At 58.3% G+C, this 23,722-nt stretch carries 28 protein-coding genes; 22 read left to right on the forward strand and 6 right to left on the reverse strand.

From position 1 onward, the window contains the following. The first annotated feature begins 1 nt into the window (after window position 1). A complete protein-coding gene (locus ACQCLF_RS09485; protein WP_426986622.1) occupies window positions 2–292 on the forward strand; it encodes a hypothetical protein in 291 nt (96 codons plus the stop codon). Here ACQCLF_RS09485 and ACQCLF_RS09490 read toward each other — a convergent pair. Continuing rightward, complete coding sequence (locus ACQCLF_RS09490; protein WP_426986624.1) at window positions 278–772, reverse strand: DUF2141 domain-containing protein; 495 nt, start codon at window positions 770–772, stop codon at window positions 278–280. The genes ACQCLF_RS09485 and ACQCLF_RS09490 overlap by 15 nt on opposite strands. A gap of 141 nt (window positions 773–913) precedes the next feature. Here ACQCLF_RS09490 and ACQCLF_RS09495 point away from each other — a divergent pair, with 141 nt between their 5' ends. Genes ACQCLF_RS09495 through ACQCLF_RS09510 form a run of 4 tightly spaced genes read left to right on the forward strand, consistent with a single transcriptional unit; the run spans window position 914 to window position 4,482 of the window. Then, window positions 914–1,849 (forward strand): dialkylrecorsinol condensing enzyme, encoded by a 936-nt coding sequence (locus ACQCLF_RS09495; RefSeq protein ID WP_426986625.1) that lies wholly within the window; start codon window positions 914–916, stop codon window positions 1,847–1,849. Window positions 1,850–1,904: 55 nt separating this feature from the next. After that, window positions 1,905–3,056, forward strand: a complete 1,152-nt coding sequence (locus ACQCLF_RS09500) for a beta-ketoacyl-ACP synthase III (protein ID WP_426986627.1) — start codon at window positions 1,905–1,907, stop codon at window positions 3,054–3,056. Window positions 3,057–3,073: 17 nt separating this feature from the next. Then, the gene (locus ACQCLF_RS09505) at window positions 3,074–3,472 is read left to right on the forward strand and encodes a hypothetical protein (protein WP_426986629.1); all 399 of its coding nucleotides are present in this window, start codon (window positions 3,074–3,076) and stop codon (window positions 3,470–3,472) included. Between the two features lie 2 nt (window positions 3,473–3,474). Further along, a complete protein-coding gene (locus ACQCLF_RS09510) occupies window positions 3,475–4,482 on the forward strand; it encodes a BtrH N-terminal domain-containing protein (RefSeq protein WP_426986630.1) in 1,008 nt (335 codons plus the stop codon). Here the strand turns inward: ACQCLF_RS09510 and ACQCLF_RS09515 are convergent. Genes ACQCLF_RS09515 through ACQCLF_RS09535 form a run of 5 tightly spaced genes read right to left on the reverse strand, consistent with a single transcriptional unit; the run spans window position 4,472 to window position 8,939 of the window. After that, a complete protein-coding gene (locus tag ACQCLF_RS09515) occupies window positions 4,472–5,401 on the reverse strand; it encodes a beta-ketoacyl synthase N-terminal-like domain-containing protein (protein ID WP_426986632.1) in 930 nt (309 codons plus the stop codon). The two genes, ACQCLF_RS09510 and ACQCLF_RS09515, sit on opposite strands and share 11 nt — an antisense overlap. After that, entirely contained in the window at window positions 5,398–6,570 is a 1,173-nt protein-coding gene (locus ACQCLF_RS09520; protein ID WP_426986634.1) for a beta-ketoacyl synthase N-terminal-like domain-containing protein, read from the reverse strand. Before ACQCLF_RS09520 ends, ACQCLF_RS09515 begins: the two co-directional genes overlap by 4 nt. After that, window positions 6,570–6,824, reverse strand: coding sequence for a phosphopantetheine-binding protein (locus ACQCLF_RS09525; RefSeq protein ID WP_426986636.1), 255 nt, complete (start codon window positions 6,822–6,824; stop codon window positions 6,570–6,572). The genes ACQCLF_RS09520 and ACQCLF_RS09525 overlap by 1 nt, the downstream gene beginning before the upstream one ends. Before the next feature lie 4 nt (window positions 6,825–6,828). After that, window positions 6,829–8,025, reverse strand: a complete 1,197-nt coding sequence (locus ACQCLF_RS09530) for an ABC transporter permease (RefSeq protein ID WP_426986638.1) — start codon at window positions 8,023–8,025, stop codon at window positions 6,829–6,831. Then, window positions 8,022–8,939 carry an ABC transporter ATP-binding protein gene (locus tag ACQCLF_RS09535; RefSeq protein ID WP_426986639.1) on the reverse strand — a complete coding sequence of 306 codons (918 nt, stop codon included), beginning with the start codon at window positions 8,937–8,939 and terminating at the stop codon, window positions 8,022–8,024. Before ACQCLF_RS09535 ends, ACQCLF_RS09530 begins: the two co-directional genes overlap by 4 nt. 285 nt (window positions 8,940–9,224) lie before the next feature. On the opposite strand from ACQCLF_RS09535, the gene ACQCLF_RS09540 reads away from it, so the two are divergent. From ACQCLF_RS09540 to ACQCLF_RS09620, 17 genes are read left to right on the forward strand one after another with little or no spacing between them, the layout of a single operon-like run. Continuing rightward, on the forward strand, window positions 9,225–9,959 hold the full coding sequence (locus ACQCLF_RS09540; RefSeq protein ID WP_426986641.1) for a beta-ketoacyl synthase chain length factor: 735 nt from the start codon (window positions 9,225–9,227) through the stop codon (window positions 9,957–9,959). Continuing rightward, window positions 9,943–10,731, forward strand: a complete 789-nt coding sequence (locus ACQCLF_RS09545; RefSeq protein ID WP_426986643.1) for a lysophospholipid acyltransferase family protein — start codon at window positions 9,943–9,945, stop codon at window positions 10,729–10,731. The genes ACQCLF_RS09540 and ACQCLF_RS09545 overlap by 17 nt, the downstream gene beginning before the upstream one ends. Further along, window positions 10,724–10,984, forward strand: coding sequence for a phosphopantetheine-binding protein (locus ACQCLF_RS09550; RefSeq protein WP_426986645.1), 261 nt, complete (start codon window positions 10,724–10,726; stop codon window positions 10,982–10,984). The genes ACQCLF_RS09545 and ACQCLF_RS09550 overlap by 8 nt, the downstream gene beginning before the upstream one ends. Window positions 10,985–10,996: 12 nt before the next feature. Next, complete coding sequence (locus ACQCLF_RS09555) at window positions 10,997–11,239, forward strand: acyl carrier protein (RefSeq protein WP_426986647.1); 243 nt, start codon at window positions 10,997–10,999, stop codon at window positions 11,237–11,239. A gap of 8 nt (window positions 11,240–11,247) precedes the next feature. Beyond that, window positions 11,248–11,805, forward strand: a complete 558-nt coding sequence (locus tag ACQCLF_RS09560; RefSeq protein WP_426986649.1) for a hypothetical protein — start codon at window positions 11,248–11,250, stop codon at window positions 11,803–11,805. A 7-nt stretch (window positions 11,806–11,812) separates the two neighbouring features. After that, the gene (locus tag ACQCLF_RS09565) at window positions 11,813–13,171 is read left to right on the forward strand and encodes an AMP-binding protein (RefSeq protein ID WP_426986650.1); all 1,359 of its coding nucleotides are present in this window, start codon (window positions 11,813–11,815) and stop codon (window positions 13,169–13,171) included. Continuing rightward, window positions 13,171–13,545, forward strand: a complete 375-nt coding sequence (locus tag ACQCLF_RS09570) for a hypothetical protein (RefSeq protein WP_426986652.1) — start codon at window positions 13,171–13,173, stop codon at window positions 13,543–13,545. Before ACQCLF_RS09565 ends, ACQCLF_RS09570 begins: the two co-directional genes overlap by 1 nt. Beyond that, on the forward strand, window positions 13,538–14,296 hold the full coding sequence (locus ACQCLF_RS09575) for a glycosyltransferase family 2 protein (protein ID WP_426986654.1): 759 nt from the start codon (window positions 13,538–13,540) through the stop codon (window positions 14,294–14,296). The genes ACQCLF_RS09570 and ACQCLF_RS09575 overlap by 8 nt, the downstream gene beginning before the upstream one ends. Continuing rightward, complete coding sequence (locus ACQCLF_RS09580) at window positions 14,293–15,306, forward strand: hypothetical protein (protein ID WP_426986655.1); 1,014 nt, start codon at window positions 14,293–14,295, stop codon at window positions 15,304–15,306. Before ACQCLF_RS09575 ends, ACQCLF_RS09580 begins: the two co-directional genes overlap by 4 nt. After that, the gene (locus ACQCLF_RS09585; protein WP_426986657.1) at window positions 15,306–16,862 is read left to right on the forward strand and encodes an HAL/PAL/TAL family ammonia-lyase; all 1,557 of its coding nucleotides are present in this window, start codon (window positions 15,306–15,308) and stop codon (window positions 16,860–16,862) included. Before ACQCLF_RS09580 ends, ACQCLF_RS09585 begins: the two co-directional genes overlap by 1 nt. After that, window positions 16,855–17,304, forward strand: a complete 450-nt coding sequence (locus tag ACQCLF_RS09590; RefSeq protein ID WP_426986659.1) for an acyl-CoA thioesterase — start codon at window positions 16,855–16,857, stop codon at window positions 17,302–17,304. The genes ACQCLF_RS09585 and ACQCLF_RS09590 overlap by 8 nt, the downstream gene beginning before the upstream one ends. After that, window positions 17,301–17,975: an outer membrane lipoprotein carrier protein LolA gene (locus ACQCLF_RS09595; protein WP_426986661.1), complete on the forward strand. Its 675-nt coding sequence runs from the start codon at window positions 17,301–17,303 to the stop codon at window positions 17,973–17,975. The genes ACQCLF_RS09590 and ACQCLF_RS09595 overlap by 4 nt, the downstream gene beginning before the upstream one ends. After that, on the forward strand, window positions 17,972–20,293 hold the full coding sequence (locus ACQCLF_RS09600) for an MMPL family transporter (RefSeq protein ID WP_426986663.1): 2,322 nt from the start codon (window positions 17,972–17,974) through the stop codon (window positions 20,291–20,293). Before ACQCLF_RS09595 ends, ACQCLF_RS09600 begins: the two co-directional genes overlap by 4 nt. Before the next feature lie 8 nt (window positions 20,294–20,301). Further along, on the forward strand, window positions 20,302–21,552 hold the full coding sequence (locus ACQCLF_RS09605; RefSeq protein ID WP_426986665.1) for an NAD(P)/FAD-dependent oxidoreductase: 1,251 nt from the start codon (window positions 20,302–20,304) through the stop codon (window positions 21,550–21,552). After that, complete coding sequence (locus tag ACQCLF_RS09610; protein WP_426986667.1) at window positions 21,552–22,061, forward strand: hypothetical protein; 510 nt, start codon at window positions 21,552–21,554, stop codon at window positions 22,059–22,061. The genes ACQCLF_RS09605 and ACQCLF_RS09610 overlap by 1 nt, the downstream gene beginning before the upstream one ends. Further along, window positions 22,058–23,245 (forward strand): beta-ketoacyl-[acyl-carrier-protein] synthase family protein, encoded by a 1,188-nt coding sequence (locus tag ACQCLF_RS09615; protein ID WP_426986669.1) that lies wholly within the window; start codon window positions 22,058–22,060, stop codon window positions 23,243–23,245. Before ACQCLF_RS09610 ends, ACQCLF_RS09615 begins: the two co-directional genes overlap by 4 nt. Then, window positions 23,242–23,721 (forward strand): hypothetical protein, encoded by a 480-nt coding sequence (locus ACQCLF_RS09620; RefSeq protein ID WP_426986671.1) that lies wholly within the window; start codon window positions 23,242–23,244, stop codon window positions 23,719–23,721. The genes ACQCLF_RS09615 and ACQCLF_RS09620 overlap by 4 nt, the downstream gene beginning before the upstream one ends. Window position 23,722: the final 1 nt, after the last annotated feature.

Raw genomic sequence — 23,722 nt, forward strand, 5'->3', positions numbered from 1 at the left:
GATGCAAGATGAATTTTCCGTGCCTGAAGCGGCTCCCTGTGTACAGGGACATTTCCCGGGCGCACCGGTGGTTCCCGGTGCCTGGTTGTTGGCGCGTGCGGACGCCGTTTTGCGACAGGCCTACCCGGGGTGGCGAGTGTCGAGCTTCACCAAGGTCAAATTTCTGGCGCCGCTCAGGCCCGATGAATGTGCCAGGATTGAGAGGGATGACCGGGACTGGCCGCGCGTCACCCTGCGGATTATCGGCCCGTCGGGTCCGGTGCTGGGCGCGTTGGCCTCACTGGTTCGCTGAAGTTTCGAGGCTTTTGAGAGTTTCGCGGCTTTTGAGAGTTTCGAGCGCCTTTTTCGGATAGCGCAGGGTAAGAGAGATTTGCTGGCCCGCTTCATCCAAAGTGAACACCGAGCGCTGAAAGTTGTGAGAGCCGCGCTTCCGGTTATCCCCAGCGCTGTGCGCAAAGGGCTCTATGGGACGTTCGCGCCGACTGGTATCCAGTCGTGTATTGTGATTCAGGTCGATAAAAGCGCGGATAGCGTAGCGCGCAGAGGGCAGACTCATGGGCAGCGTAAACTGTTCTGCCTCGGGCAGGATGACTTTTTTCCGGGCGACGGGTTCAGCCAGCCATTGGTCTCCGGTTTCGGCATAAACCGCCAGGTAGAGAGGAAAGCCGGGGAGCCGGTTGTCCTCAACGACAAGCAGCAGGGGTTCAGCCAGGGTGTTTACGGCCAGCAATAAAAGTGTGCCAAGTGCGACGATACTCGAGGATATTTTCATTGCAGAACCAGTAGGTTATGATAAGCCGCGTGCCAGTGTAGCACCGGTCACACGGATCGGAAATGCTTGAAGGCTTGGGGTTTTTTGAAGCTCACAAGCGAGTGCTGCCTGGGAAGAATGACAAAACACAGGACTTTATTCTTGGATAAACCAGCACCCACAGCGCGTGTTCTCGTGGTGCATTACTCGCAGACAGGGCAGTTGGATCGGGCCTTGGAATCCATGCTCCGGCCCCTTGAAGAAGACCCTGCCTGTGTGGTGGATTACCTCAGGCTCACCCCGGTTGACCCCTACCCTTTCCCCTGGCCGCTGGTTCGCTTTATCAATGCGTTTCCGGAATCCATTCACGATTGTGGCTGTCCGCTGGTTCCGGACGAAAACCCGCGGCATGATCGCTATGATCTGGTGGTGCTCGGTTATCAGGTCTGGTTTCTCTCGCCCTCCATTCCGGTGACGGCTTTTCTACAGAGCGATATGGCCAGGCAGCTGTTGGCCGATACGCCGGTAGTGACGCTGGTGGCTTGTCGCAATATGTGGCTGCAGGCTCAGGAAAAGGTCAAAGCGCATCTTCGGCGTCTGGGTGCTTCACTGGTGGGACATGCGGCGCTGGTGGATGAATCCGGCAGCGCTGCCAGTTTCCTGTCGACCCCATTGTGGGTGTTAAGCGGTCACAAAGGGCCTTTCTGGTTTGGCATTCCCCGCGCCGGTGTTTCGCAGTCGGACATTGCCCGGGCCGACCGTTTTGGCGTTGCATTGCGTGAGCGGCTGCGAGGCGATCAGCTGCTGGACACCGGAGTCTGGCAGGGGCTTGGTGCCGTGCACATTAATGACAAACTGATTGCCAGTGAGAAAATTGCCACCCGCAGCTTTTATGTATGGGGTAAGTTATTTCTGGCCTGTGGTGGACCGGATGCCTGGCTGCGCAAGCCCCTGGCACTCATTTACGCGGTGTTTCTGATTACCATGATTCTTACCGTAGTCCCTGCCAGCGCTCTGCTAAAAAAACTGTTCGCGCCGTTACTGCGACGCCGTACCGCCCGGCAGCGAGCCTATTACTCCTGGCCCTCCGGGGAATAAACCTCCAGGGAATAAAATCTAGGCGATTTCCCAATCTATCGAAGAACGGCTTTTTATGAATGATTTCTCGGCTTACATCACGGGGTCCAGCCAGTTTTTGCCCAACGACCCGGTGGACAATGACACCATGGAAGCTCGGCTCGGCTATGTGAACGGACGGCCTTCACGGGCCCGCAAACTGGTGCTGCGCAACAATGGTATTCGCACCCGCTATTATGCGATTGACCCGGTTACCGGTCGGCCTAACTATACCAATGCCCAGCTTTGCGCCAGGGCTGTCGCCGGTCTTGTCGATGATCACCATGCACTGGAAAATATCGAGTGCCTGGTGGCTGCGACCAGCCTGCCGGATCAACTGATGCCCGGACATGCTTCTATGGTACACGGCGATCTGGGCTGTCCTCCCTGCGAGGTGGCCAGTACCGCCGGTGTTTGTGTCAGTGGTATGGCGGCGCTCAAGTACGCCTACCTGAATGTGCTCTCCGGGAGCTGTAATACGGCTGTGGCCGCGGCCTCTGAAGCCGCTTCAAGGGTGATGCGCGGCGAATGTTTTGAGCCGGAAATTGCCCACAAAGTCGAACAGCTGGAACACAAGCCGGAGCTGGCCTTTGAAAAAGATTTTTTGCGCTGGATGCTCTCTGACGGAGCCGGTGCGCTGCTGGTACAGCGACAGCCGGTGCCTGGCCGCACCGCATTGAAGATTCACTGGCTCGATATCTATTCCTATGCCAATGAAATGAGTGCCTGTATGTACGCCGGGGCACGCAAAGAAGCGGATGGCCATCTTACTGGCTGGGCAGAGGTGAATGGTGATACCCGGGACAGGGAGGGCTTTTTGTCGGTTAAACAAGATGTGAAGCAGCTGAATGAACATATCACCGAGTACACGGCAACTCGCGCCCTGACCTGGTTACAGCAGCGCCGGGGATTGCGCCCAGGGGAAGTGGAACACTTTCTGCCGCACTTCTCTTCCCACTATTTCCGTGATCGCCTTCACGAGTCCATGAAACGGGCCGATTTTGATATTCCGCAGGAGCGCTGGTTTACCAACTTGTCTGAGAAGGGTAATACCGGCTCGGCCTCCATCTATATCATGCTCGACGATTTGCTGCGTTCCGGTCGCTTGCGCGCGGGTGAAAAAATACTCTGCTACGTTCCTGAAAGCGGCCGCTTTTCGGTTGCGTATATGTTATTGGAAGTGGCCTGATCAGCCGGAGGTCAGCGGTGGACATTGATGAGGTTCCGCAGGACAAGAGCAGCACCTATGCCGGCCACAAAAAAGTCCTTTATGCCCGGGATCGTGATGGACGCTACACATCGGTGTCATCATCGGGCTGGGAGGTTGAAGCCCGGGCGACCCTCGATGCGGTGGAGCAATACCGTGATCTGGCCCGGCAAGCACTGGAAGCAGTGCGGGCCGGGCGCCGCTCACCACTGTATTACCACCTGTATAGCGCCCGAATGGAACCGGCCCTGCTGGCGAGCATGGCAGGTGTTGGCCGGTTGCGCCTGTGGTGGCACTTGAAGCCGGGGCCCTTCGAGCGTTTGTCCGAGATTCAGCGCAAGCGTTATGCCGAGGTGTTGAACCTTTCCGTTGAGCAATTGAGTCAGGTGCCGGAGTAAGCATGACCGATTTTCATCACCAGCAGGCTGCGCATTGTGAAAGCGGCGTCGCTGCGGCGTTGTTTACCCGGGCGGGTTTGCCCTTGTCCGAGCCAATGGCACTGGGCCTGGCCAATGCCCTGGCCTTTGCCTATATCCCGTTGGTAAAACTGGCGGGCCAGCCACTGGTTGCCTACCGGTTGCCGCCGAAGTTTATCATCAAAGGGCTGTGCAAGCGCCTGGGGGCAAAAGTGTGCTTCCGCTCTTTTCGGGACCCTTTGGCGGGCGCTCAGGCTCTGGATGATGCTCTGGCGGCGGGTTCCCTGGTCGGTTTGCAGACCTCTGTCTACTATCTGCCTTACTTTCCTGAAGAAATGCGTTTTCATTTCAATGCCCACAATCTGCTGGTTTATGGTCGTGACGGGAATGATTATCGGGTCAGTGACCCGGTGTTCGAAGAGCCGGTCACCGTCTCGGGCCGGGCGCTGAACAAAGCGCGCTTTGTCCGTGGACCCCTGGCACCAAAGGGGCTGATGTACCATATTGAATCGATACCGAAGCAGATGGATTATCGGGTATTGGTTCCAGAGGCGATTGCGCGCAATGTTCGGGTGATGCTGAGTGCGCCCCTGCCGGTGATTGGTATTCGCGGTATCCGGTTTCTGGCGCGCCGAATTGAGCGGCTCAAAGGCTCGGTTCGGGAACAACGGTTGTTCCTGGGGCATATTGTTCGCATGCAGGAGGAAATTGGTACCGGGGGTGCCGGATTCCGCTTTATGTATGCCTCGTTTTTGCAGGAAGCAGCCGAACGGCTGGAAGAGGAAAATCTGGAGCAGGCATCGCGGGCAATGACGGCGGTGGGTGATCTCTGGAGGGAGTTTGCGCTTGCGCTGGTCAAAGAGTGTCGGAATCCAGAGACGCTGGATCGAGCCACTCTGGCCGATGCCTTGCGGTGCTGCGCCGCTGCCGAGGAACAAGTTTGGCAGGATCTACGCTACTGGTCGCGTCGGGGCAGATCCTCTAAAAACTGATGGGAATAGCGGCGTAAGGAGGTTGGTCGCTCCGCGCAATGTGCACCCTTAGTCCCATACCCGTTTGCTCTTTAGTCCCCGATCCCTTGCCGGCATTGGCGGTCGTGCCCAGTGCCGTTAAGGTGTCTCCAACGAGCGATGTGAGCGCAGCTCCAGAAAAAGTTCCATGAGGACAACCGCCTTCGGGCGCAAAGCTCTGGCAGACAAGGCCGAGGGCATTGAACAGAGCCCGTTCAATGGTATCCGGTATGAAACTGGTCTGAACCCGGGCACTGGCTGGCAAAACAGAAAGCCAGCGGTGCAGTTCCTCCAGAGTGGAAAACCATTGTGGCTGCTCCAGATCAAGACCGTCGTCAGACTGGGGTTCAAGCAGTAACCAGTGGCTGCCCTCATACAGGGCGAGACAAGGTTCCCTAACCTCCAACCGCTCAAGGTGCTGAGTGGTAGGGGGCACCACTTCATCAAACCCACCCACCAGCGCGGTGCTGATTCTCCCCAGCTTTAGATCGAGCCAAGCGTGCAGTACGGCGGCTTCAAATGATAGCTGCTCCTGGGAAACTACCAATGCTCCGCCGTTGATGCCCAGTAATTGGGTCAGATAATAACCGGCGGAGTTACCCAGAGTGTTGACAAAGTGCATGGGCTTAGGTGGAAGCCCAAGCGCTTCGGTGTGCCTCATACTCGTGGCTGTGGTGCTTACAGCACCGCTTCGGGTGGCGATGTAGACCCCGGTTTCGACCGGCAGGGTCCGGTCTTCCACACAGCCCAATGCGCCGGCGAGGCAAAGTTGGATGTAGCGGTCGATACGTCGCACACGCTGGCCGCACCAATGGGTAATCAGTGGATTGAGGTCGGGCAGTTCGGGAGCTGGCTGGTTGGCTACCCGATGCAACAGGGAGTAGTGAGCAACCAGCTTCAAGGCCCATGCCCTCCTGGTGGCTGGCGGTGGTCAACAATCAAGGCGTTATTGTTTCCCCCAAATGCGAAACAGTTGAACAGGTAGGGTCCCTCGGGGGCTGCACAGCCGGTCTCGGCGAGAGGCATGGCCAACTCCGGGTCGGGTGTGATGTCCGGGCGGGCCGGGCACCCTTGCCGTTCCAGGCAGCCCAGCGTCAGGGCCAGCTCCAAGGCACCACAGGCGCCGAGGGTATGGCCCACCCAGGGCTTGAGCGCAAAGGCCGCCGGGCAGTGCTCGCCCAGTAGGTGCCGCACAGCAGCGGCTTCGGAGGCGTCATTCTTTAGCGAGGCGGTGCCATGGAGCTTGATGCCCACCAAGGCATCGACTTCAATGTGGCTGTTTGCCAGTGCCTCGGAAATCACGCGTGCCAGTTGTCGCCCATCGGTATGGGCAGCGGTCAGACTGTGGTTGTCGGTACCGGAAGCGCCTCCAAGGAGCTGCCACTGGGGCCGGTGCGGTTCGAGGGGCTCGCGGCTAAGCACGACGGCACCGAGTCCTTCTCCGAGAATTAGTCCGTCGCGCGCTCTGGCAAACGGTCGCATGGCCTGTGAGGGTGAAATCAGCCCGAGGCTGTAAAAACCCAAAAGGCTAGTGTTATTGAAACATTCCAATCCAAGCACTAGCGCATGATCCACAAGCCCGGCCTGAATCATCCGGTGTCCATACAAAAGGGCATTGGAGGAGGAGGTGCAAGCTGTGCTGTAGGTTTGGGACAATGGTGATAAACCAAAGTGCTCCCTTAGCCGTTGGGTGAGCTTGCCGTAGCCGATAATCGGCATGGGCAACGCCTGCTCGCTCCGTTGGGCAAGGTCACTCCGGTAACGCTGCTCGGATACGCCGACATCAAAGGAGGAAGAACCGATGAGCAACGCAGTGCGTTGGCGCGCCCCGGCCTGTTTGAGTGGGCGAGATTGCAGAAGATGCTCACAGCGCTGTTCCAGATAATGATAAAGCCCATCACTGATCGGGGAGCCAGACATTGAAAAATAGGGGAGACACAGCGGTTCGCACAGCCACTCAAGTGGCACGGATGACAGGGCATTCCTGCCTGCCAGCAGGGCATCCACCCCGGTATTCAGGTCTGGGCCCAGTGCGCAGTGGGCGTCGAGGTTGTGAATGTAGGTGGGCATTAATCACGCGCCTGGACAATCGTCTGTGCCAGCGTATTGATGGACTTCAGTGCCCGCCGGGCTGCTGCGGAGCCTTCAATGCGAACGCCGTATTGTTGCTTGATGGCCATGCAGATTTGTAGCACATCAAGGGAGTCCAGATCGAACCGTTCACTGAGCAGCGGCGCATCGTCGGAAATGTCGTGGGCCTCCCAGTCTTTATCGCACTCTTCAATAATCAGAATTTTCAGAGCATGTTTCAAATTGTCAGTCATGGCTTCAGTCATTGTGGTTGCCTCGTTTCATCAGGCTGACAGCCGTCAGCCCCATTAGCCCCGAGGCGATTAGCATGAGAGCGCTGTTCGGCAGGGTGTCAGTCAGGCCACCGCCGCGAACCAATACCTCGAGAAAGCCATCGAGTGACCAAGCCAGAGGCGATAGCAGAGACAAGGTTTGCATGGGTGGAGGCATGACAAACGCAGGCACCATGATACCGCCGAGAGCGGCGGCGAGAATATTAAAGGCCCCGCTGGCCACGGTGGCCTGCTCAACGGAGCGTGCCAGAGCGGCGATCAGGCTGGCCAGGGACAGCGCCGTCAAACTGGTGCACAGCCCTATAATGGCCAGTGCCGACACGGAGACACCCTGCCAGGATAGACCTTGGGCGCCGAGAAGGGGCAGCAGCCAGGTGCCGATGGCCAGCATCGCTGTTAGCTGGAGGAGATTGACCGCCAGGTAAGGCAACAGCTTTGCGCCACAGAAATGCCAGGGGGATACCCCCAGGGCGTGCAGACGCATCAGGGTCCGGTTCTGTCGCTCCTGCACCACGGTAGTGGAAATCGGGATGGCGATAAAGAACATGGCGAAAATCAGCCAGGCGGAGACGCTCTGTTGTACGGCACTGGGTTGTGCTTGACTGGACTGTGCCTGGGTTTGCGGGCTGGCGATTCGAATAAAGTGCTCTCGCAACAACTCGTGTTTGGCGTAGTCGCGTCCGTAACCCAGGTCTTCGGCAATGATCAGTGTATTGAAGTAACCAAAGGCTTCACGTATGCCAGCGGCAATCAGCCATTGATGGCGGGGTGGCAGTTCTGGAGCAAAGCGCACTTCTACCCCGGCGCTCAGGGTGCTGTTCTCCACGACAGCATCTTCCAGAGCAGAGTCGAAGGTAGCCAGAACTTTAACCTCAAACAGATCGTCCCGGGTACTGAGTGGGGGCTGGCTCTCACTCAGCCTTGTCTTTAGCTGTGGGTGGCGCTGCAACTCTTCGATAAAGCGCTGCGCATTGGGTGACTCGGTCTCCAGAACAATTCGCCCGCCAAGCGGGCTGTCTCCCCGATGGTCAAAGTGTTCCTGCAACGCCAGAGACATGATCAGGATAAAGAGCGTGGGCATGGCGAACAGCAACAGGAGCGCGTGCCAGTCTCTGAGCAACAGGCTCAGCTCTTTGCGCAAGGACGCGAGAAAGCCGCTCATTGTTTCACTCCGGCGGTGCCGCTAGTGTCGTTGGCAACCCGGGTCGCATCGAAGAATACAGACTCAAGCGAGCGTCCGCCGTAGCGGATTTGCAGAGGTTTGCAATCGGCATTCTCCAGAGTCCTGAGCAGTTGGGACAGCGGTTTGCCGTTCTCGGGCAATGCGAAAGCCCACCAATTGTCGTTTTCGTTCCGAGCCAATTCGCGCAGTGAATCCGGAGGCGGCGATGGCAGTTGAAGGCGAATGCTGTGCCGCGCCTCTTCGCGTAACTCGTGCATCTGTTTGTGCAGCACAATGATGCCTCCGTGCATGACGGCGACTGAGTGACACAGGGATTCCACCTCAGACAGCAGATGTGATGTGTAGAGAATGGTGAGGCCCTGCTGGTTAAGAACACGGAGAGTGGTCAGTAGTTGCTGTCGGGCTGAAGGGTCCATTCCGGCGGTGGGTTCGTCCAGGATCAGCAGGCGAGGGCGTTGCAGCAAGGCGATAGCTAGGTTCAGGCGGCGTTTCATACCCCCGGAGTAGGTTTGGGCGCGCCTGGATTGGACACCATCCAGGTCGCAGGTAGATAGCACCTCTTCGATTCGCGCTTGTGCCTGACGGCCCTTGAGTCCAACGATGCCCGCGAAAAAGGCCAGGTTCTCACGGCCGCTGAGACGTGGGTAAAAAGCGTACTCCTGAGGCACCAGTGCCAGGTCCTCCCGGCCGGGGCGCGCCGGATCGCCATCGACCAGGATACTCCCGGACTGGGGATTACGCAGCCCGGCGATCAGAGAAACCAGAGTGGTTTTTCCGGCACCATTAGAACCCAGAAGGCCCACGATATCCCCTCCCCCAATGGACAGGTTGATATCGCTGAGTACCCACTGCGAGGAAGTGTAACCGAACTTGACACCGGATAAATTCAACAAAAACTGTTTGCTCATTCCGCAGATTGACAAAACCCGGCACTATACGCTTTTTGACGCGCTTTTCCGAGTTGCTCCCGGCCTGGACGCCGCTGCGGTTGCGGCGGCAGCGCCATTTTTCGCCTCTGCCCTATCCGAGCCGCAACGGTGTCTAAAGTGACACGGATGCTGTAAAATGCCGCCTTTTAAGGTGGTTTGAGCCTTGCGGGGCTTTTTGCATTGCGTAATGAGAAGGATTTGGGGATCCAGAACAAACTCGTGGAAGCTAGAACAATAAAGGAGTCACCAGTGGATCTGTTTGTATCCCGCCTGGCGGCCTGGGCACCGGGCCTTACTCGTGAGCAGGAGTGGCGTGCCTGGGCAGCGGCGCCGACCGCGGTTCTGGGGGATGACAAGCCAAAGCCTGCAGCGGTGCCCGCCATGCTGCGGAGGCGGCTGACCCGCTGGAGCCGTATGGCGCTGGAAGTTGCTACGAGTGTGGATGAGTGGATAACAGCGGACACTCCGGTCATCTTCAGCTCCCGGCATGGAGATACCCACTGCACCGAAGCGCTGCTCAGAAGCCTGGCTGATGGTGAGGCGCTGTCGCCCACCGCTTTCAGTCTGTCTGTACACAATGCGGCGGTCGGCGTGTACACTATCGTGCGGAAAATCACCGCCCCTTCTCTGGCTATCGCTGCAGGTCGTGCAACTTTGCCCCAGGCCTGGCTGGAGGCGCAAAGCTGGTTGCTCACAGGCACACCGGAAGTACTTCTTGTGCATGTGGACGAACCCCTGTCTGCTTTTTATCAGCCCTATGAGGATGAGTCGGAAATGCCGGCTGCCGTGGCGATGGTGCTTCAGGCCCGCCCCTCAGAGAATGCCATGCGCACGAGCCTTCGAGTGGTGCCCCCTCAGGGGCGGTGCACCGAGCGTTCGGTCATGATGCAGTTTCTGGCCTGGTGGTATGGCCCTCATCGCTCACTGGCGTTAGATACGGGCCAGCAGGGCTGGATTTGGGAGCGTGATGTTGAACTGGATTAAAAACAAGCTGGATCGTCTATGGCGAGTTGCAGCAACCGGGTTCTGTTTTGCGTTCTTTTTTCTGGGCGGGTTGTTTCAGAGTATAGCGATTTTCCCTCTGCTGCGGCTGGGAGCGGGAACTGCCTGGGAAAAGAGTGCGCGTGTCAGGGCCGCTCAGCGGGCGACTTTCCGTTTTTTTGTGGCCATGATGGAAGCGTTCGGCCTGATTCGGGTACGCATCCACAACCTGGATCGGCTGCGGCAAACGGGCGGGACCATTGTCATCGCGAATCACCCGACCTTGATTGATGTGGTGATCCTGCTGGCCTGGTTGCCGCGCGCTAATTGCGTGGTAAAAGGAGAGTTGTGGCGCAGCCGTTTTCTCGGGGGAGTCATGCGTGCGGCGGGCTTCATCAATAATGAAAGTGGTGATCAGCTTTTGAGAGGTTGTCGGGAAGTTCTGGATCACAATGAGGCGGTGCTGATTTTTCCGGAAGGGTCGCGAACGGTGCCGGGTGAGCCGTTGCACTTCAAGCGCGGTACGGCACAGTTGGCTGTTCGCACCAACGCGCCGATTACCACGGTGTTTATTACCTGTGAACCGGCAACCCTTATCAAGGGACAACCCTGGTATCGGATTCCCCCACGCAGAGCCGATATCAACCTGTATGTGGAAGAGGTATTGACGCCCGAGGCGTTGATAGAATGTTATGACGATAAACCGGCAGCAGCACGTCTGCTGACGCGGTACCTACAAAATTATTATGAACAAGGGCTGAGGCGGTATGGCTGACCTGACACAGCAGATCAAACAACTGATTATTGATGAACTGGAGCTTGAAGATTTGTCTTCGGACGATATCGAAACAGATGCACCGCTGTTTGGTGAGGGCTTGGGGCTGGATTCAATTGATGCTCTGGAGCTGGGTCTTGCCTTGCAGAAATATTTCAATGTAAAGATTGACGCCAATTCCGAGAATAACACGGCACACTTTCACTCCGTGGCATCGCTGCGGGATTTTGTGCAGGCTCAAATGGCGAAGTGAATGGAAACGGTTATGACAAAAGATGAAATTTACGCTGAGCTGAAGAGGGTATTGGTATCTTCATTCATGCTTGAGGAAGAGGATCTCGTTCCCGAGGCGAATTTGTACACGGATCTCGATTTCGACAGCATTGATGCCATCGATCTGGCCGCCAAGATTCACAGTGTCACCGGCCGTCAAATGAAACCGGAACAGTTTAAGGATGTGCGCACCATTGAAGATGCGGTGAATGTGATCCACAAACTGCTCAACTGACCTCCATCGTGAAGTGGCTAACCAGCGGTTTGTTGCTCCTTTACCCGGTGCTGGTATTGCTGGGGGTGAGCCAGTGGTCCCCTCGGCTGGTGGGCCTGGTAGTGATCGCTGTGTACCTCATACATGCCTGGGGGAAATGCCGCTGCTTCTGGCAACAGCTGCTGTTGCTGGCCATTGCGTCAACGGCTGCGGGCGTACTGTGGTGGGCCAATGATGCGCTGGTATTGCAACTGGTTCCCTCGGGCATCAGCCTGGCCATGGCGGGCTACTTTGCCCATGGGATCCTGGTGCCGCCGAGCCTGCCAGGTCGTATGGCGGCCATGCAGCATCGTATGCCCTACTCCGCCCTGGACCCCCGTATCCAGCGTTACACCCAAAGTGTGACGGGCGTGTGGTGCCTGTTTCTGCTGGCCAATGCCGGGGTTGCCGCCGCACTGGCCGTTTATGCCAGCCCGGTATGGTGGGCGCTCTATACAGGGTTGCTGGCGTACCTGGCGATCGCGTTGCTGTTTGCTATCGAGTACGCATATCGCCGCCTGGTTTTTTACCGGCAACATGGGTTGTGAAGTCATAATGAACTTGCGGCGGATAGTCGTGGCAGGCGGTGATCGGCGAGTTGCCGATACCATGACCGCCAATGAACTGCGCGAGCGGGTGTTTGCACTGTCAGCCGGTCTGTCCGGGCGCAGCGAGCAGCTCTGGGGGATCTGGTATGGGAATGCCGCCGATTTTCTGTGTGGCTTTCTCGCCCTGGCGCTGGCGGGCAAGCACATTGTCTTGCCGCAGAATATCCAGCCGGGAAATGAGGCAAAGCTGTCTCGCCAATTTGATGCCCTGTTGATAGACAACATGGATTCCGAGCTTCATCTGCCCCAGTTTACGCCGGATAGTCTGGTTATGCCGAACCGCTTAAGTCGCAGTTTTGATGAGTGGGCGAATTACGATACGCCGGTGTCTTTGACCCTGTACACCTCCGGCTCCACGGGTGAACCCAGTGCCGTGCACAAAACTCTGGCATCGCTGGAGAAAGAAGTGACGCTGCTGCAACAATGCTTCGGGGAAACACTCGGAGTTTCACCAGTGCTTTCCACCGTATCCCATCAGCATATCTATGGTCTGCTTCACTATGTCCTTTGGCCGTTTATGCGTGGTGCTCCCTTCGACGGGGTGCGGCACCAGTACCCTGAGTCGCTGGCCGACGCCATGGGGCAAGAGGAGGCTGTCGTGCTGGTTTCCAGCCCTACGCATCTGTCGCGCTTGCCCGGGGCTCCGGTTTTCGCCGCCCGGGCAGACCGGCTGGTGGATATAATCAGCTCCGGTGGCCCGCTGGCTAAAGAAGATGCACTGGCGTTGACCTCCCTGTGCGGACGCGCGCCTCTGGAGGTGCTGGGCAGCACCGAAACCGGCGGTGTGGCGACCCGCCGAAGACATCAAACCGATCACTGGCAAAGCCTGCCTGGTGTGCAGCTATCGCTCTCCGATAAAGGCTGCCTGATGGTCCAGGGCGAGCATATGAGTCTGGTTGAACCTTTTGAGATGGGAGATCGCGCGCATATCCTTGACCGGGGTCGGTTTGAACTGTTGGGCCGTGCTGACCGGGTGGTCAAGGTTGAGGGCAAGCGTTTGTCTCTGACGGAAATGGAAGCGTGTCTGAGTGATCACCCGGATGTTATCGAAGCACGGCTGCTGGTAATAACCGGGCGGCGCGAGGAAGTGGCCGCCGTAGTCTGCCTGAGTGCACCTGGCCAGGAGAGGCTTGAGCAGGGCGCAAAGCGACATATCAACCGCTCCCTGCGTACCCACCTCAGTGCCTGTTTCGAGGCGCCATTGCTGCCGCGCCGTTGGCGCTATGTGGCCGCTTTGCCCTACAACGCCCAGGGCAAAGTGCCGCTGGCAGCGCTGCGTAAACTGTTCGACCCGGAGCCTGACTGATGGAACTGCCTCCGTACCAGCTGCAAGAACAAACCCGGGACCAGGTGGTCCTGAGGTTGACCTTGGATGAACAACTGCCCTGTTTTCGAGGCCACTTTGACGGGTTACCGGTGCTGGCGGGTGTTACCCAGATTGGCTGGGCCCTGGCCCTGGCTCAGCGTTACTTTGGCCGGTCTTTGCACTTTCGGGCTATGCGTTCGACCAAATTCCAGCAACTGGTGCGCCCGCCCTGCTCCTTGAGCCTGACCCTGCAACTGTCCAGTGACGGTGAACGGCTGCGGTTTCGCTATACCGGTGTTCGCGGAACCTGCTCCTCTGGCAACGTGCTGGTAAAAAACGTGTTGGTAAAAACGGTGAGTGAAAGCCATGACTGACACGGAGCGCCGCTTTGTTCCCTGTGCGATTATTCCAGTGTATCGTCACGCCCATTTGCTGGAGCACTTCCTGCCGAGAATCCGGGCGTTTGGGCTGCCCTGCATTGTGGTGGATGATGGCAACGAGAAAGAGCAGGCTGATATTCTGAAGCGGCTATGTGCGGAGACCAGAAGCGAGCGGCTGCGACTGGCGGTGAATGCTGGCAAGGGAGCGGCTGTACTGCAAGGTATGCGTCATGCCCTGGCCCTGGGATATAGCCATGGCATACAGGTAGATGCCGATGGCCAGCATAACATTGACGATATTCCGCGCCTGCTGGAGTGGGCCGGGCGCGAGCCGGATGCGGTGATTACCGGGGTACCGCAGTACGATGATTCCATTCCACGCCACCGGCTGTACAGTCGCTACATTACCCATTTCTGGGTCTGGGTAGAAACCCTGTCGATGGAGATTCGCGATTCAATGTGTGGTTTTCGCGCCTATCCTCTGGGGGCGACTCTGGCCATGGCGGATCGGGTCAGTCTGGGCCGGCGAATGGATTTTGATACCGAGGTACTGGTTCGTTTGTCCTGGCGGGGCGTACCGATTCGCTCCATGCCCACCCGGGTCATCTATCCCGACAATGGGGTGTCCAACTTTGACCTGTGGAGGGACAATATAGCCATCAGCTGGATGCACACCCGCCTGTGCCTGGGCATGCTCCTGCGCTTGCCCCGGCTGTTGTGGCGGCGGTGGATATCAAAGCGATGAGTCGGCTGTTGGTGGAGCGAGCAATGAATGATCCCGGGCAGAGACACTGGACAGAGACCAAAGAGCGTGGGAACTATTGGGCCATGCGCATACTGGTGGCGGTATATCGCGTGGGTGGCCGTCTGCTGTTAAAACCCCTGGTGACCCTGGTTGTACTGTATTTTTTCATTACCCGTCCTTCTGTTCGCCGTCACTCGGCGGCGTATTTAAGGCGTGTACTTGGGCGACCGCCGCGCTGGCGTGACCTGTGGCGACACCAACTGAGCTTTGGACTGGCGCTGGTGGACAGGCTCGGTGCCTGGATGGGTCGCATCCGGCGAACCGATGTGGCGTTTGATGGGCACCAGACCATGCTGGACTTGCAGGCCCGCAGTACGGGGGCTGTGCTGTTGGGTGCTCATCTGGGTAACCTGGAAATGTGCCGGGCCGTTGTGACCAATGATGGCTCCATGAAGCTGAACGTGATTCTGCACAACCGCAATACCGAGAACTTCAATCGCCTGATACAAAATGTCAGTGGTCAATCCGGGATTCGGCTGATTCAAGTTGACGACATCACGCCGGTAACGGCGATGCAGCTGCGTGCAAAGCTGGACCAGGGGGAGTTCCTGATACTGCTGGCCGACCGGTTGCCACCGGGCAATACCGGGCGCTTTATCCGTCACCCGGTGCTGGGGGATGATGTACGACTCCCGATGGGGCCTTTCTGGTTGTCCCTGATGCTGGGGGCTCCGGTGTATTTCATGGCCGGCTTTGCGACCAACCGGGGTCACCGGGCCGTCCTGGAACCACTGTATGACGGTGGCAAGGTCGCGCGCCGTGATCGGGACCGGGTGAGTCGAGAACTGGTATCCAGCTACGTGCATTATCTGGAGCGCTATTGCCGCCGCTACCCTTTTCAGTGGTTCAACTTTTACGATTACTGGGAGGATGATCTGCCCTTGGCTCCAGCGTCGACGGATAGGTTTTCCACCAACCCACTACACCAAAAACGGAGTTCAGACGAGTAATGAGCAGATCCCTTTCCCGGGCCGGGATAACCTTCGGTTGCCCGGCGGTGCGTATCGAGGATATTGTCGAAGTGGCCCGCGGCCAGCAGGTTGCACTGACCGATGATCCGCGAGTACGCCAACGGATTGAGGCGAGCGCCCGTTTTGTTCGGGACCTTTGGCGCGAAGAGGGCGTTATTTACGGGGTCACCACCGGTTATGGAGACTCTTGTACGGTCAAGATTCCCCCGTACCTGGTGGAAGAGTTGCCCGTTCATCTGACCCGATTTCACGGCTGCGGCCTGGGCGCGTATTTTGACCATCGCCACGGCCGGGCCATTCTGGCCGCACGCCTGGCCTCGTTGTGCCAGGGATACTCTGGAGTGCGTTCCGAGCTGTTGCAGCGACTGGTGGATTACCTCAATCTCGATATTGTTCCGGTCGTGCCGGAGGAAGGGTCGGTGGGTGCCAGTGGTGACTTAACGCCCCTGTCCTATGTGGCCGCCACCCTGCTGGGTGAAAGGGAAGTCTACTATGAAGGCGGCGTTCGATCCGCAGCGCAGGTGCTGCAAGCCAATGGCCTCGAACCCTTGTGCCTGCACCCGAAGGAAGGGCTGGCGATTATGAACGGCACTGCGGTGATGACCGCGCTTGCCTGCCTGACCTACGACCGGGCCCGCTACCTGGCCAAGCTGGCCTCCCGCCTGACCGCTATGGTCAGCGTGGCCCTCAAGGGCAATGTCCATCATTTTGATGAGCACCTCTTTTCGGTTAAGCCTCACCCGGGCCAGAATCGCGTGGCCGCCCGTATCCGGGCGGACTTGCAAATGGGTGGTCTGGGGCGCAATCCAGACCGGTTGCAGGACCGCTATTCGGTGCGCTGCGCCCCGCATATTATCGGTGTGCTTGAGGACTCTCTGGGCTGGATGCGGCAGTTCATTGAAACGGAACTGAACAGTGCCAACGACAACCCGATCATCGATGGAGAAGGCGAGCACATATTGCACGGTGGCCACTTTTACGGTGGCCACATCGCGTTTGTCATGGATGGGCTAAAAATCGCCGTGGCGAATATTGCCGATCTGATTGATCGGCAGATGGCCCTGCTGATGGACACTAAGTTCAGCAACGGGCTGCCTCCTAACTTGTCTGCCGCTTCGCCGGAGCGTGCCATGATCAATCACGGTTTCAAGGCCGTGCAGATTGGCGTGTCCGCCTGGACGGCCGAAGCGTTGAAGCACACTATGCCTGCCAGTGTCTTTTCCCGCTCCACCGAGTGTCACAATCAGGACAAAGTCAGTATGGGCACTATTGCTGCGCGGGACTGCGAACGGGTGCTGACACTCACCGAGCAAGTGGCTGCCGCAGGCGTACTGGCCGGTACCCAGGCGTTACACCTGCGCCAGAGGGACCCGTCTTTTGATGGTGGGGCCATTACGCCAGGGCTGAGTGGTTTTTGCGATCAGGTGCGCGAGTATTTTGACATTGTCGACGAGGATCGGCCTCTTGAATCGGTACTGAGGGAGACCGTCGATTACATACAGCAACAACACTGGGAGCTGTACCCCGATGACTGATATGTGTCTGCCGGAAGCCGTGCTGGATATTCAGATTCCCTTTTACGATGTGGACAGCATGGACATCGTCTGGCACGGCCATTATCTCAAGTACTTTGAAGACGCACGCTGTCGACTGCTCGATGCCATCGGCTATAACTACATTGCCATGCGTGAATCCGGCTATGGATGGCCCGTGGTGGATGTACGTTTGAAATATGTGGATTCAGCGCGCTTCAATCGCCGTGTGCGTGTAGTGGCGACGCTGGTGGAGTGGCAAATTCGCCTGAAAATACAATATCGCATCATTGATCTGGAGACTGACCGCCTGCTGACCAAGGGGTACACGGTGCAAGTGGCGGTGTCACGGGCCACGGGTGAAATGTGCTATGCCACTCCACCTATCCTGGAGCAGAAACTGAGGGCCTATGATCAACAGCGTACCCGGGAGGAAAGGGTGTGAGAGCGCTGTGTTGGTACGGGCTTTTGTTGATTGGGCTTCTCCCGGGAGTATCCGGTTGGGCCGCCGAGCGGGCAGAATCGGTGTTTTCCCACCCGGTAGCGGGCAGTGAACCACGTCAGTCCCGGCTCCAGGCCCTGGCTGATAGTGTTCGCAGCCAGGGTGAGATTCGCGGCAGGTTTGTGCAGTACAAGCATCTGTCGGTGCTGTCTCGCCCCATCGAGTCTGAAGGGCGTTTTGTCCTGGATGAACAGGGGCGCTTTCGGTGGGATATTCAGGCGCCGTTTCCGGTGGCCTATCGGTTTGATGGCGAGGAACTGACCAGGGTCCAGAAGGGACAGAGTAACGTTGTTCATGCGGCGGACGACCCCTCTCTGTATGGATTTTTTGCCTTTATCAGCAGCTTGTTTCAGCAGACCGATGGTGAGCTGGAGGAACATTTTGAGCGCTTCTACAAGGAAAGTGGCGAGGGCTGGACCCTGGGTTTGCGGCCCAGGAATGATCGATTGCGCCGGGCGTTGAGCCAACTGGTCGTGACCGGCCAGGGCGGTGAGATCGAACAGGTGGTATTGACAGAGCCCGGTGGTGATTATACCCGGCTGCAATTTTTCTACCCGGAGTCAGAAGCTGTGGAAGATTCGGGTGCTGTGGAAATGGACCCGGCAGTGCCATGATGCGTCGACAGAACCATTTGGCTCTGGTGCTCCTGGTTGTCATTGCTGCGCTGGTGGCGTCCCACTTGCCCAGATTGACGTTTGATAATGACTTGCTGGCACTGTTTCCGGCCTCGGGTGAGTATGACGGACAAGCCCGGGCGGATGAGTGGCGGGCGGAATCTGTCACTGGCAAGGTGTTGCTGCTGCTTGGCAGTGAACGAATGAGTATCACACGGGAAGCTGCCCGGAGTGTTGCCCATACACTGTCGCGTTGCGACTGCTTTACCCGGGTAATAACCCGTATCGATACGGACACTCACACCGAACTGTCCCGGCATTACCAGCAGTATCTGCCCAACCTGTTGACGCCGGCCCACCGGGAAAGCATGGTCGATGGTGCGGCATCAATGGTGCAGGACGGGTTGCAACGGCTGATGACGCATCCCGGCCCCGGCGCAGCCCGCACATTGCAACAGGACCCGCTGGGTACCGTGGATGCTTACCTGCAGTGGTTGCGAGGTCCTGCTCCAGAGGGGCGGCTCGATGAGTCCGGCCTGTTGGCAGTGACGCTTGAGGGGCAGTCTTATTTATTACTGGAAGCCGAACTGAGTGGCTCCCCGTACAGCCTCTCCATGCAAAATGCCGCAGGACGGGCCCTGGACGATGCACTGACACCCTTTATGGGCCAGCCCGGTGCCCGGGTTTTAAAAACCGGCACTTTGTTTTATGCCATGGCTGGCAGCGCCCAGGCGCGTTCAGAAATGTCCACCGTGGGCCTGGGGTCAGTGCTGGGTATCTGTTGCATACTGTTGCTGATTTTTCGCTCCCCCGGTTTACTGGCGCTGGGCTTTGTGCCCATTGCCATGGGTGTGGCGGCGGGTGCCGTGGCCACCCACTGGCTGTTTGGTTCGATTCATGTCATGGCCCTGGTATTCGGCGGCAGCCTGGTGGGCGTGGCTGTTGATTACAGTATGCACTGTTTTGCCCGGCGCCAGTTTGCGGGCAATGGCTGGCGAGTCTGGCAAGACATGGAGAAACTGTTCGTACCGCTTACCCTGGGGCTGATCACCAGTAGCCTAGCCTACCTGAGTCTTATTCTTGCAGGCTTTCCCGGGTTCAGGCAAATAGCCGTGTTTTCCGCCGCAGGGCTGGTGACTGCTTATCTGGCGGTTGTGGCGGTATTTCCCTATGCGCTGGCCAAACCACCACGGAGTCCCCTGTTGCCAAGCGTGGCCAGGGGTGTGTCCCGTTGGCGCCGATACCACAAAGGCATTGGCACCGTTCCTGCCTGGGCCTGGGTGGTCACGGGTGCGGTATCCCTGATGGTACTGGTCGCCACGGTATCGGTGAATGACGATATTCGCCAAATGCAAAAGCCGGACGCAGTTTTGAAGCAGCAGGAACAGCAATTTCGGCAAGCGTTCGGAGCTGATACCTCTCTGCCCTATATTCTGGTCAGTGCCGGGAATCGCCCCGCACTGCTTGAACGGCTCGAAGCCCTGGCACCGGTTCTGGACCAGGCGGTGGCAGATGGCCAGCTCTCAACTTACCGGTCCGTTGCCCATTTTATCCCCTCTCCCTCCCGTCAGATGGAACATCGCCGGTTATGGCAGGCACGGGTGGAGTCGGGTGATTTGCAGCCCCTGCTTGAACTGCTGCTGCCGCCAGTGCAGGACGCCGTGAGCAAGCGACTGACATCCGGTGAGCCCCTGCCCTGGACGGAAACCTGGTCGAGGGTAAAAGCCCTGCCTGATCCGCCCGTCTATTTTGAGCAGGATGACCGGTATTATGCTGCTGTAACCCTGCAAGGGTTGGCCTCTGGTCACGATCTGGACCGGCGCCTGGCCAGTGTTCCACACGCAGACTGGGTGGACCCAGTGGCTCGCACCAATCACCTTCTGAAGAGCTATCGGGTGACAGCGGGAGAACTGCTGCTACTGGCCTATGCCGTGGTGTCATTGTGCTTGATGTTGCGCTATGGCTGGCGCGGTGCACTGGCCTGTGTCTCACCCCCGGCACTGGCGTCTCTTCTGTCTCTGGCTACCCAGAGTGCGTTGGGCCAGAGCATCAGCGTATTCCACCTGATGGCTTTGTTGCTGGTTCTGGGGATTGGAATTGATTACACTTTATTCATGCGTGAGAGCGGCGATGGCCCCAAGGATACTTTCCTGGCCATTGGCTTGTCGACGCTGACCACTATGTTGTCGTTTGGGTTTTTATCACTGAGTGGCACGGTTGCCATCGCCAGTTTTGGACTGACGGTGTTGATTGGCATTGCCTTGAGCTTTCTATTGGCACCCATAGCTTTACCCAGGGATGACCCGTTACCAGATTAGGAAATACCATGGCTGAAATTCTCTCTGATGTCGATGTGGTCGTGATCGGTGCGGGTCCATCCGGTGCTATCGCCTCGGCACTGCTTCACCGTAAAGGTTATCGTGTGCTAGTGATGGAGCGGGAAGTGTTTCCGCGCTTCTCCATCGGTGAAAGTCTGTTGCCGCAGTGCATGGTGTACCTGGAAGAAGCCGGTATGCTCGATGCGGTTCGCGCCCACGGTTTCCAGTTAAAAAATGGAGCGGCGTTCGGCTGGGGCGAGCGTCGGGCCCACTACAATTTTGAGGAAAAATTTTCCGAGGGACCCGGCACCACCTTTCAAGTGGAGCGTGCTGCTTTTGATAAACTGCTGGCGGATGAAGCGGCGGCGCAGGGTGTTGCCATCCATTACGGATACAGCATTACAGAGCTGGACCTGGAAGGTGAGCGGGCCAGGGTTGAATACGTTGATCCCGAGGGACAAAAGGGTCGGGTAAACGCCCGCTTTGTTCTGGATGCCAGTGGTTTTGGGCGAGTTGCCGCCCGCTTGCTCAATCTGGAGACCCCGTCGGACTTTCCCGTGCGCCAGGCGGCGTTTACACACATTGACGATCATATCGACGACCCGGCTTTTGACCGCCATAAAATACTGATCACCGTCCACCCCGAAGACCGGGATATCTGGTTCTGGTTGATTCCTTTTAGTAACGGGAAGAGTTCGCTGGGGGTGGTGGCGAGCGAATCCCAGCTGGCGCGCCGCAACGCTGGCTCCCCCCTGGAATTGCTGCAACAGTGTGTGGCCGAAGCGCCGAGCTTCGCCCGGCTGCTGGCCAATGCCAGCTACGCTTACCCGGGACGCCAGATTACGGGTTATGCCAGCAACGTTTCACACATGGCCGGGGATAAATTTGCGCTTTTGGGGAATGCGGGGGAGTTCCTGGACCCGGTGTTTTCCTCGGGTGTCACTATCGCCATGCGTTCGGCCAGCATGGCCGCGCAGATGCTTGATCGACAACTCTCGGGGCACAGTGTCGACTGGCAGCGGGATTACGAAGAACCCCTGCGCCGAGGTGTCGATACCTTTCGAGTGTACGTTGAGCACTGGTATAGCGGTGAATTCCAGGATGTGATTTTCTTCCCGGACCAGACCGACAGCGTGCGCCGTATGATCAGCTCGATCCTGGCAGGCTATGCCTGGGATACCGGTAACCCGATGGTATCCCAACCGCAGAGGCGTCTTCATGCACTGGCCAGATACTGTGTGGCTGAGGACTCCGACTGATGCGCGTCGGCCTGCCAGTAGCCGCCGCCATCCTGCTGTCGGCCTGTGCCCAGCTGCCGTCGCTGCCGGAGCCGGAAAGCTGTGCATCGCTGGCACCGTTGACGGCCATGCTGCACATAACCCGGCCCGGGAGCGATGCCCAGTCGTTACGGGTACAGGGTGCCCTGGAGCCGGCTGGCTATACCTGGGTGGTAATGAATGAGGTCGGAGTGCCCGGGTTTATCGCGGTGTGGGAGAACAGTGATCTGAAGATCGAGACAAGGCCCACCTACCGCGGCCCGCAGCCCGAATGGCTTTTATGGGGGCTGCACGGGTGGCAGCGGGCAATGTCGGGAGCGGAATGTGAGCCGACTCCCGGCTATGAGATCGAGTCGATACCCGGGGGTCGCCAGATCTGGCGGGGAGAGTCCCTGGCCTGGCAATGGAAAGAAGGTCGACCCAACCGTTTCACCCTGCCGATACCAGAGATTGACGTAACGGTACGCCAGTGGAATGGAGGTGATGAATGAACTGTTACTTGAGCGATCTCGGGCTGGTTAATGCTCTGGGCGCTTCGCCTGAGGAAGTCTGGGCCCGGCTGATAGCTGGCGAGACAGGACTGACTCCCTGTGACTGGATTCCCGGGCGCACCACCTATACCGCGCCAGTTACCGCTGTCTTGCGGGAACTGCCGGAGTCGCTATCACGTTTCCAAAGCCGCAACGCTCGCCTGGCACTGACGGCAGTTGCGCCACTTGAGGGTCGAGTCGCCGAGCTGGTGGGGCGTTATGGGCAACAGCGTATCGCCGTGGTTGCTGGCACCAGCACCTCGGGTATTGCCCGTGGGGAGGACGCCGTGCGCCAGGCCAGGAACGAAGGCACAGCGCCCGGCCACTACCACTACTCCCAGCAGGAAATAGGCAACCTGGCGGAGTGCCTGGCGCATTATCTCAGCCTCTCCGGCCCCGCCTACACATTGTCTACCGCCTGCTCCTCAAGCGCCCACGCACTTGGCTCAGCGCGCCGCTTGCTTGCCAGCGGTCAGGCGGATGCGGTCATTGCAGGTGGGGCTGACAGTCTGTGCCGACTGACCCTCAATGGCTTTTCCGCACTGGAATCCGTGGACGCCAAGCCCTGTACACCTTTCAGTGGCAACCGGGCGGGCATCAATATTGGAGAGGCATCGGCGTTCTTTATCGTTACCAAGGAAGCTGTGGCAGGCGGTGAGCCGATCGGGCTGCTGGGGGTGGGTGCATCCTCTGATGCCTACCATATCTCCGCGCCAGAACCTGATGGCCGCGGGGCGGAATCGGCCATTCGCCAAGCCCTGACCCAGGCTTCCTTGGGGCCGGGCGATGTCGATTATATCAACCTTCACGGGACCGCAACCCGGCTCAACGATCAGATGGAATCCCGGGTGGTGGCCAGGGTGTTTGGTGATCGGGTGCCGTGCAGCAGCAGCAAGGGACAGCTCGGGCACACTCTGGGAGCGGCGGGCGCCACCGAAGCGGCGCTGTGCTGGCTGGCGCTGAGCCGATACAACAACACCGGTCAGCTGCCCCCGCACGTTTGGGACGGTCAGTACGACCCGGAACTGGCTTCCCTGAACCTGGTGACAGAAGGCCGCTCAACGGCCGAAAGCCGCTACTGCCTGAGCAACTCCTTTGCGTTTGGGGGGAATAATGCCGCCGTACTACTGGGAACTATTCAGTGAAGCCGATCGAACATTACATACCCCATCAACCGCCCATGCGTCTGGTGGAACAGGTGGTGATGGTCTCTGCGGAGCAGGCCATCACAGAATCAACGGTGGCCGATGACAACATTTTCTACGATGCAGACCTGAAGGGGCTGCCAGCCTGGGTGGGCCTGGAGTATCTGGCACAAACCGCCGCCGTCTGGCTGGGAGCGGAATGCGAGCGCCGTGGAAATCCGATCAAGCCGGCATTTTTGCTCAGCACCCGGGAATACACCGCCGAGCAGCCGGTGTGGCCTTCTGGAGAGAGGCTGCGGGTTCAGGTCCGGCCGGAATGGTTCGATCTTCCTTTGGTATCATTCGTCGGAGAGGTGCTCAATTATCAGGGTGAACCATTGGTCAAGGCGGTATTTTCAGCTTACCAGCCGGAAGATTTCGAACAATATTTATCGGCCAGCGAGCCGGATCGTGCGACTTACAATAAACAGGAGTAAT

The sequence above is a fragment of the Marinimicrobium sp. ARAG 43.8 genome, from assembly GCF_050113635.1.
Classification (GTDB): Bacteria; Pseudomonadota; Gammaproteobacteria; order Pseudomonadales; family Cellvibrionaceae; genus Marinimicrobium.

Coding starts and splice junctions, on each gene's coding strand:
- ACQCLF_RS09485 (WP_426986622.1), top strand. CDS start 2: ATGCAAGATGAATTTTCCGTGCCTGAAGCGGCTCCCTGTGTACAGGGA.
- ACQCLF_RS09490 (WP_426986624.1), bottom strand. CDS start 772: ATGAAAATATCCTCGAGTATCGTCGCACTTGGCACACTTTTATTGCTG.
- ACQCLF_RS09500 (WP_426986627.1), top strand. CDS start 1,905: ATGAATGATTTCTCGGCTTACATCACGGGGTCCAGCCAGTTTTTGCCC.
- ACQCLF_RS09510 (WP_426986630.1), top strand. CDS start 3,475: ATGACCGATTTTCATCACCAGCAGGCTGCGCATTGTGAAAGCGGCGTC.
- ACQCLF_RS09520 (WP_426986634.1), bottom strand. CDS start 6,570: ATGCCCACCTACATTCACAACCTCGACGCCCACTGCGCACTGGGCCCA.
- ACQCLF_RS09525 (WP_426986636.1), bottom strand. CDS start 6,824: ATGACTGACAATTTGAAACATGCTCTGAAAATTCTGATTATTGAAGAG.
- ACQCLF_RS09530 (WP_426986638.1), bottom strand. CDS start 8,025: ATGAGCGGCTTTCTCGCGTCCTTGCGCAAAGAGCTGAGCCTGTTGCTC.
- ACQCLF_RS09545 (WP_426986643.1), top strand. CDS start 9,943: ATGTTGAACTGGATTAAAAACAAGCTGGATCGTCTATGGCGAGTTGCA.
- ACQCLF_RS09550 (WP_426986645.1), top strand. CDS start 10,724: ATGGCTGACCTGACACAGCAGATCAAACAACTGATTATTGATGAACTG.
- ACQCLF_RS09555 (WP_426986647.1), top strand. CDS start 10,997: ATGACAAAAGATGAAATTTACGCTGAGCTGAAGAGGGTATTGGTATCT.
- ACQCLF_RS09565 (WP_426986650.1), top strand. CDS start 11,813: ATGAACTTGCGGCGGATAGTCGTGGCAGGCGGTGATCGGCGAGTTGCC.
- ACQCLF_RS09570 (WP_426986652.1), top strand. CDS start 13,171: ATGGAACTGCCTCCGTACCAGCTGCAAGAACAAACCCGGGACCAGGTG.
- ACQCLF_RS09575 (WP_426986654.1), top strand. CDS start 13,538: ATGACTGACACGGAGCGCCGCTTTGTTCCCTGTGCGATTATTCCAGTG.
- ACQCLF_RS09580 (WP_426986655.1), top strand. CDS start 14,293: ATGAGTCGGCTGTTGGTGGAGCGAGCAATGAATGATCCCGGGCAGAGA.
- ACQCLF_RS09585 (WP_426986657.1), top strand. CDS start 15,306: ATGAGCAGATCCCTTTCCCGGGCCGGGATAACCTTCGGTTGCCCGGCG.
- ACQCLF_RS09590 (WP_426986659.1), top strand. CDS start 16,855: ATGACTGATATGTGTCTGCCGGAAGCCGTGCTGGATATTCAGATTCCC.
- ACQCLF_RS09600 (WP_426986663.1), top strand. CDS start 17,972: ATGATGCGTCGACAGAACCATTTGGCTCTGGTGCTCCTGGTTGTCATT.
- ACQCLF_RS09605 (WP_426986665.1), top strand. CDS start 20,302: ATGGCTGAAATTCTCTCTGATGTCGATGTGGTCGTGATCGGTGCGGGT.
- ACQCLF_RS09610 (WP_426986667.1), top strand. CDS start 21,552: ATGCGCGTCGGCCTGCCAGTAGCCGCCGCCATCCTGCTGTCGGCCTGT.
- ACQCLF_RS09615 (WP_426986669.1), top strand. CDS start 22,058: ATGAACTGTTACTTGAGCGATCTCGGGCTGGTTAATGCTCTGGGCGCT.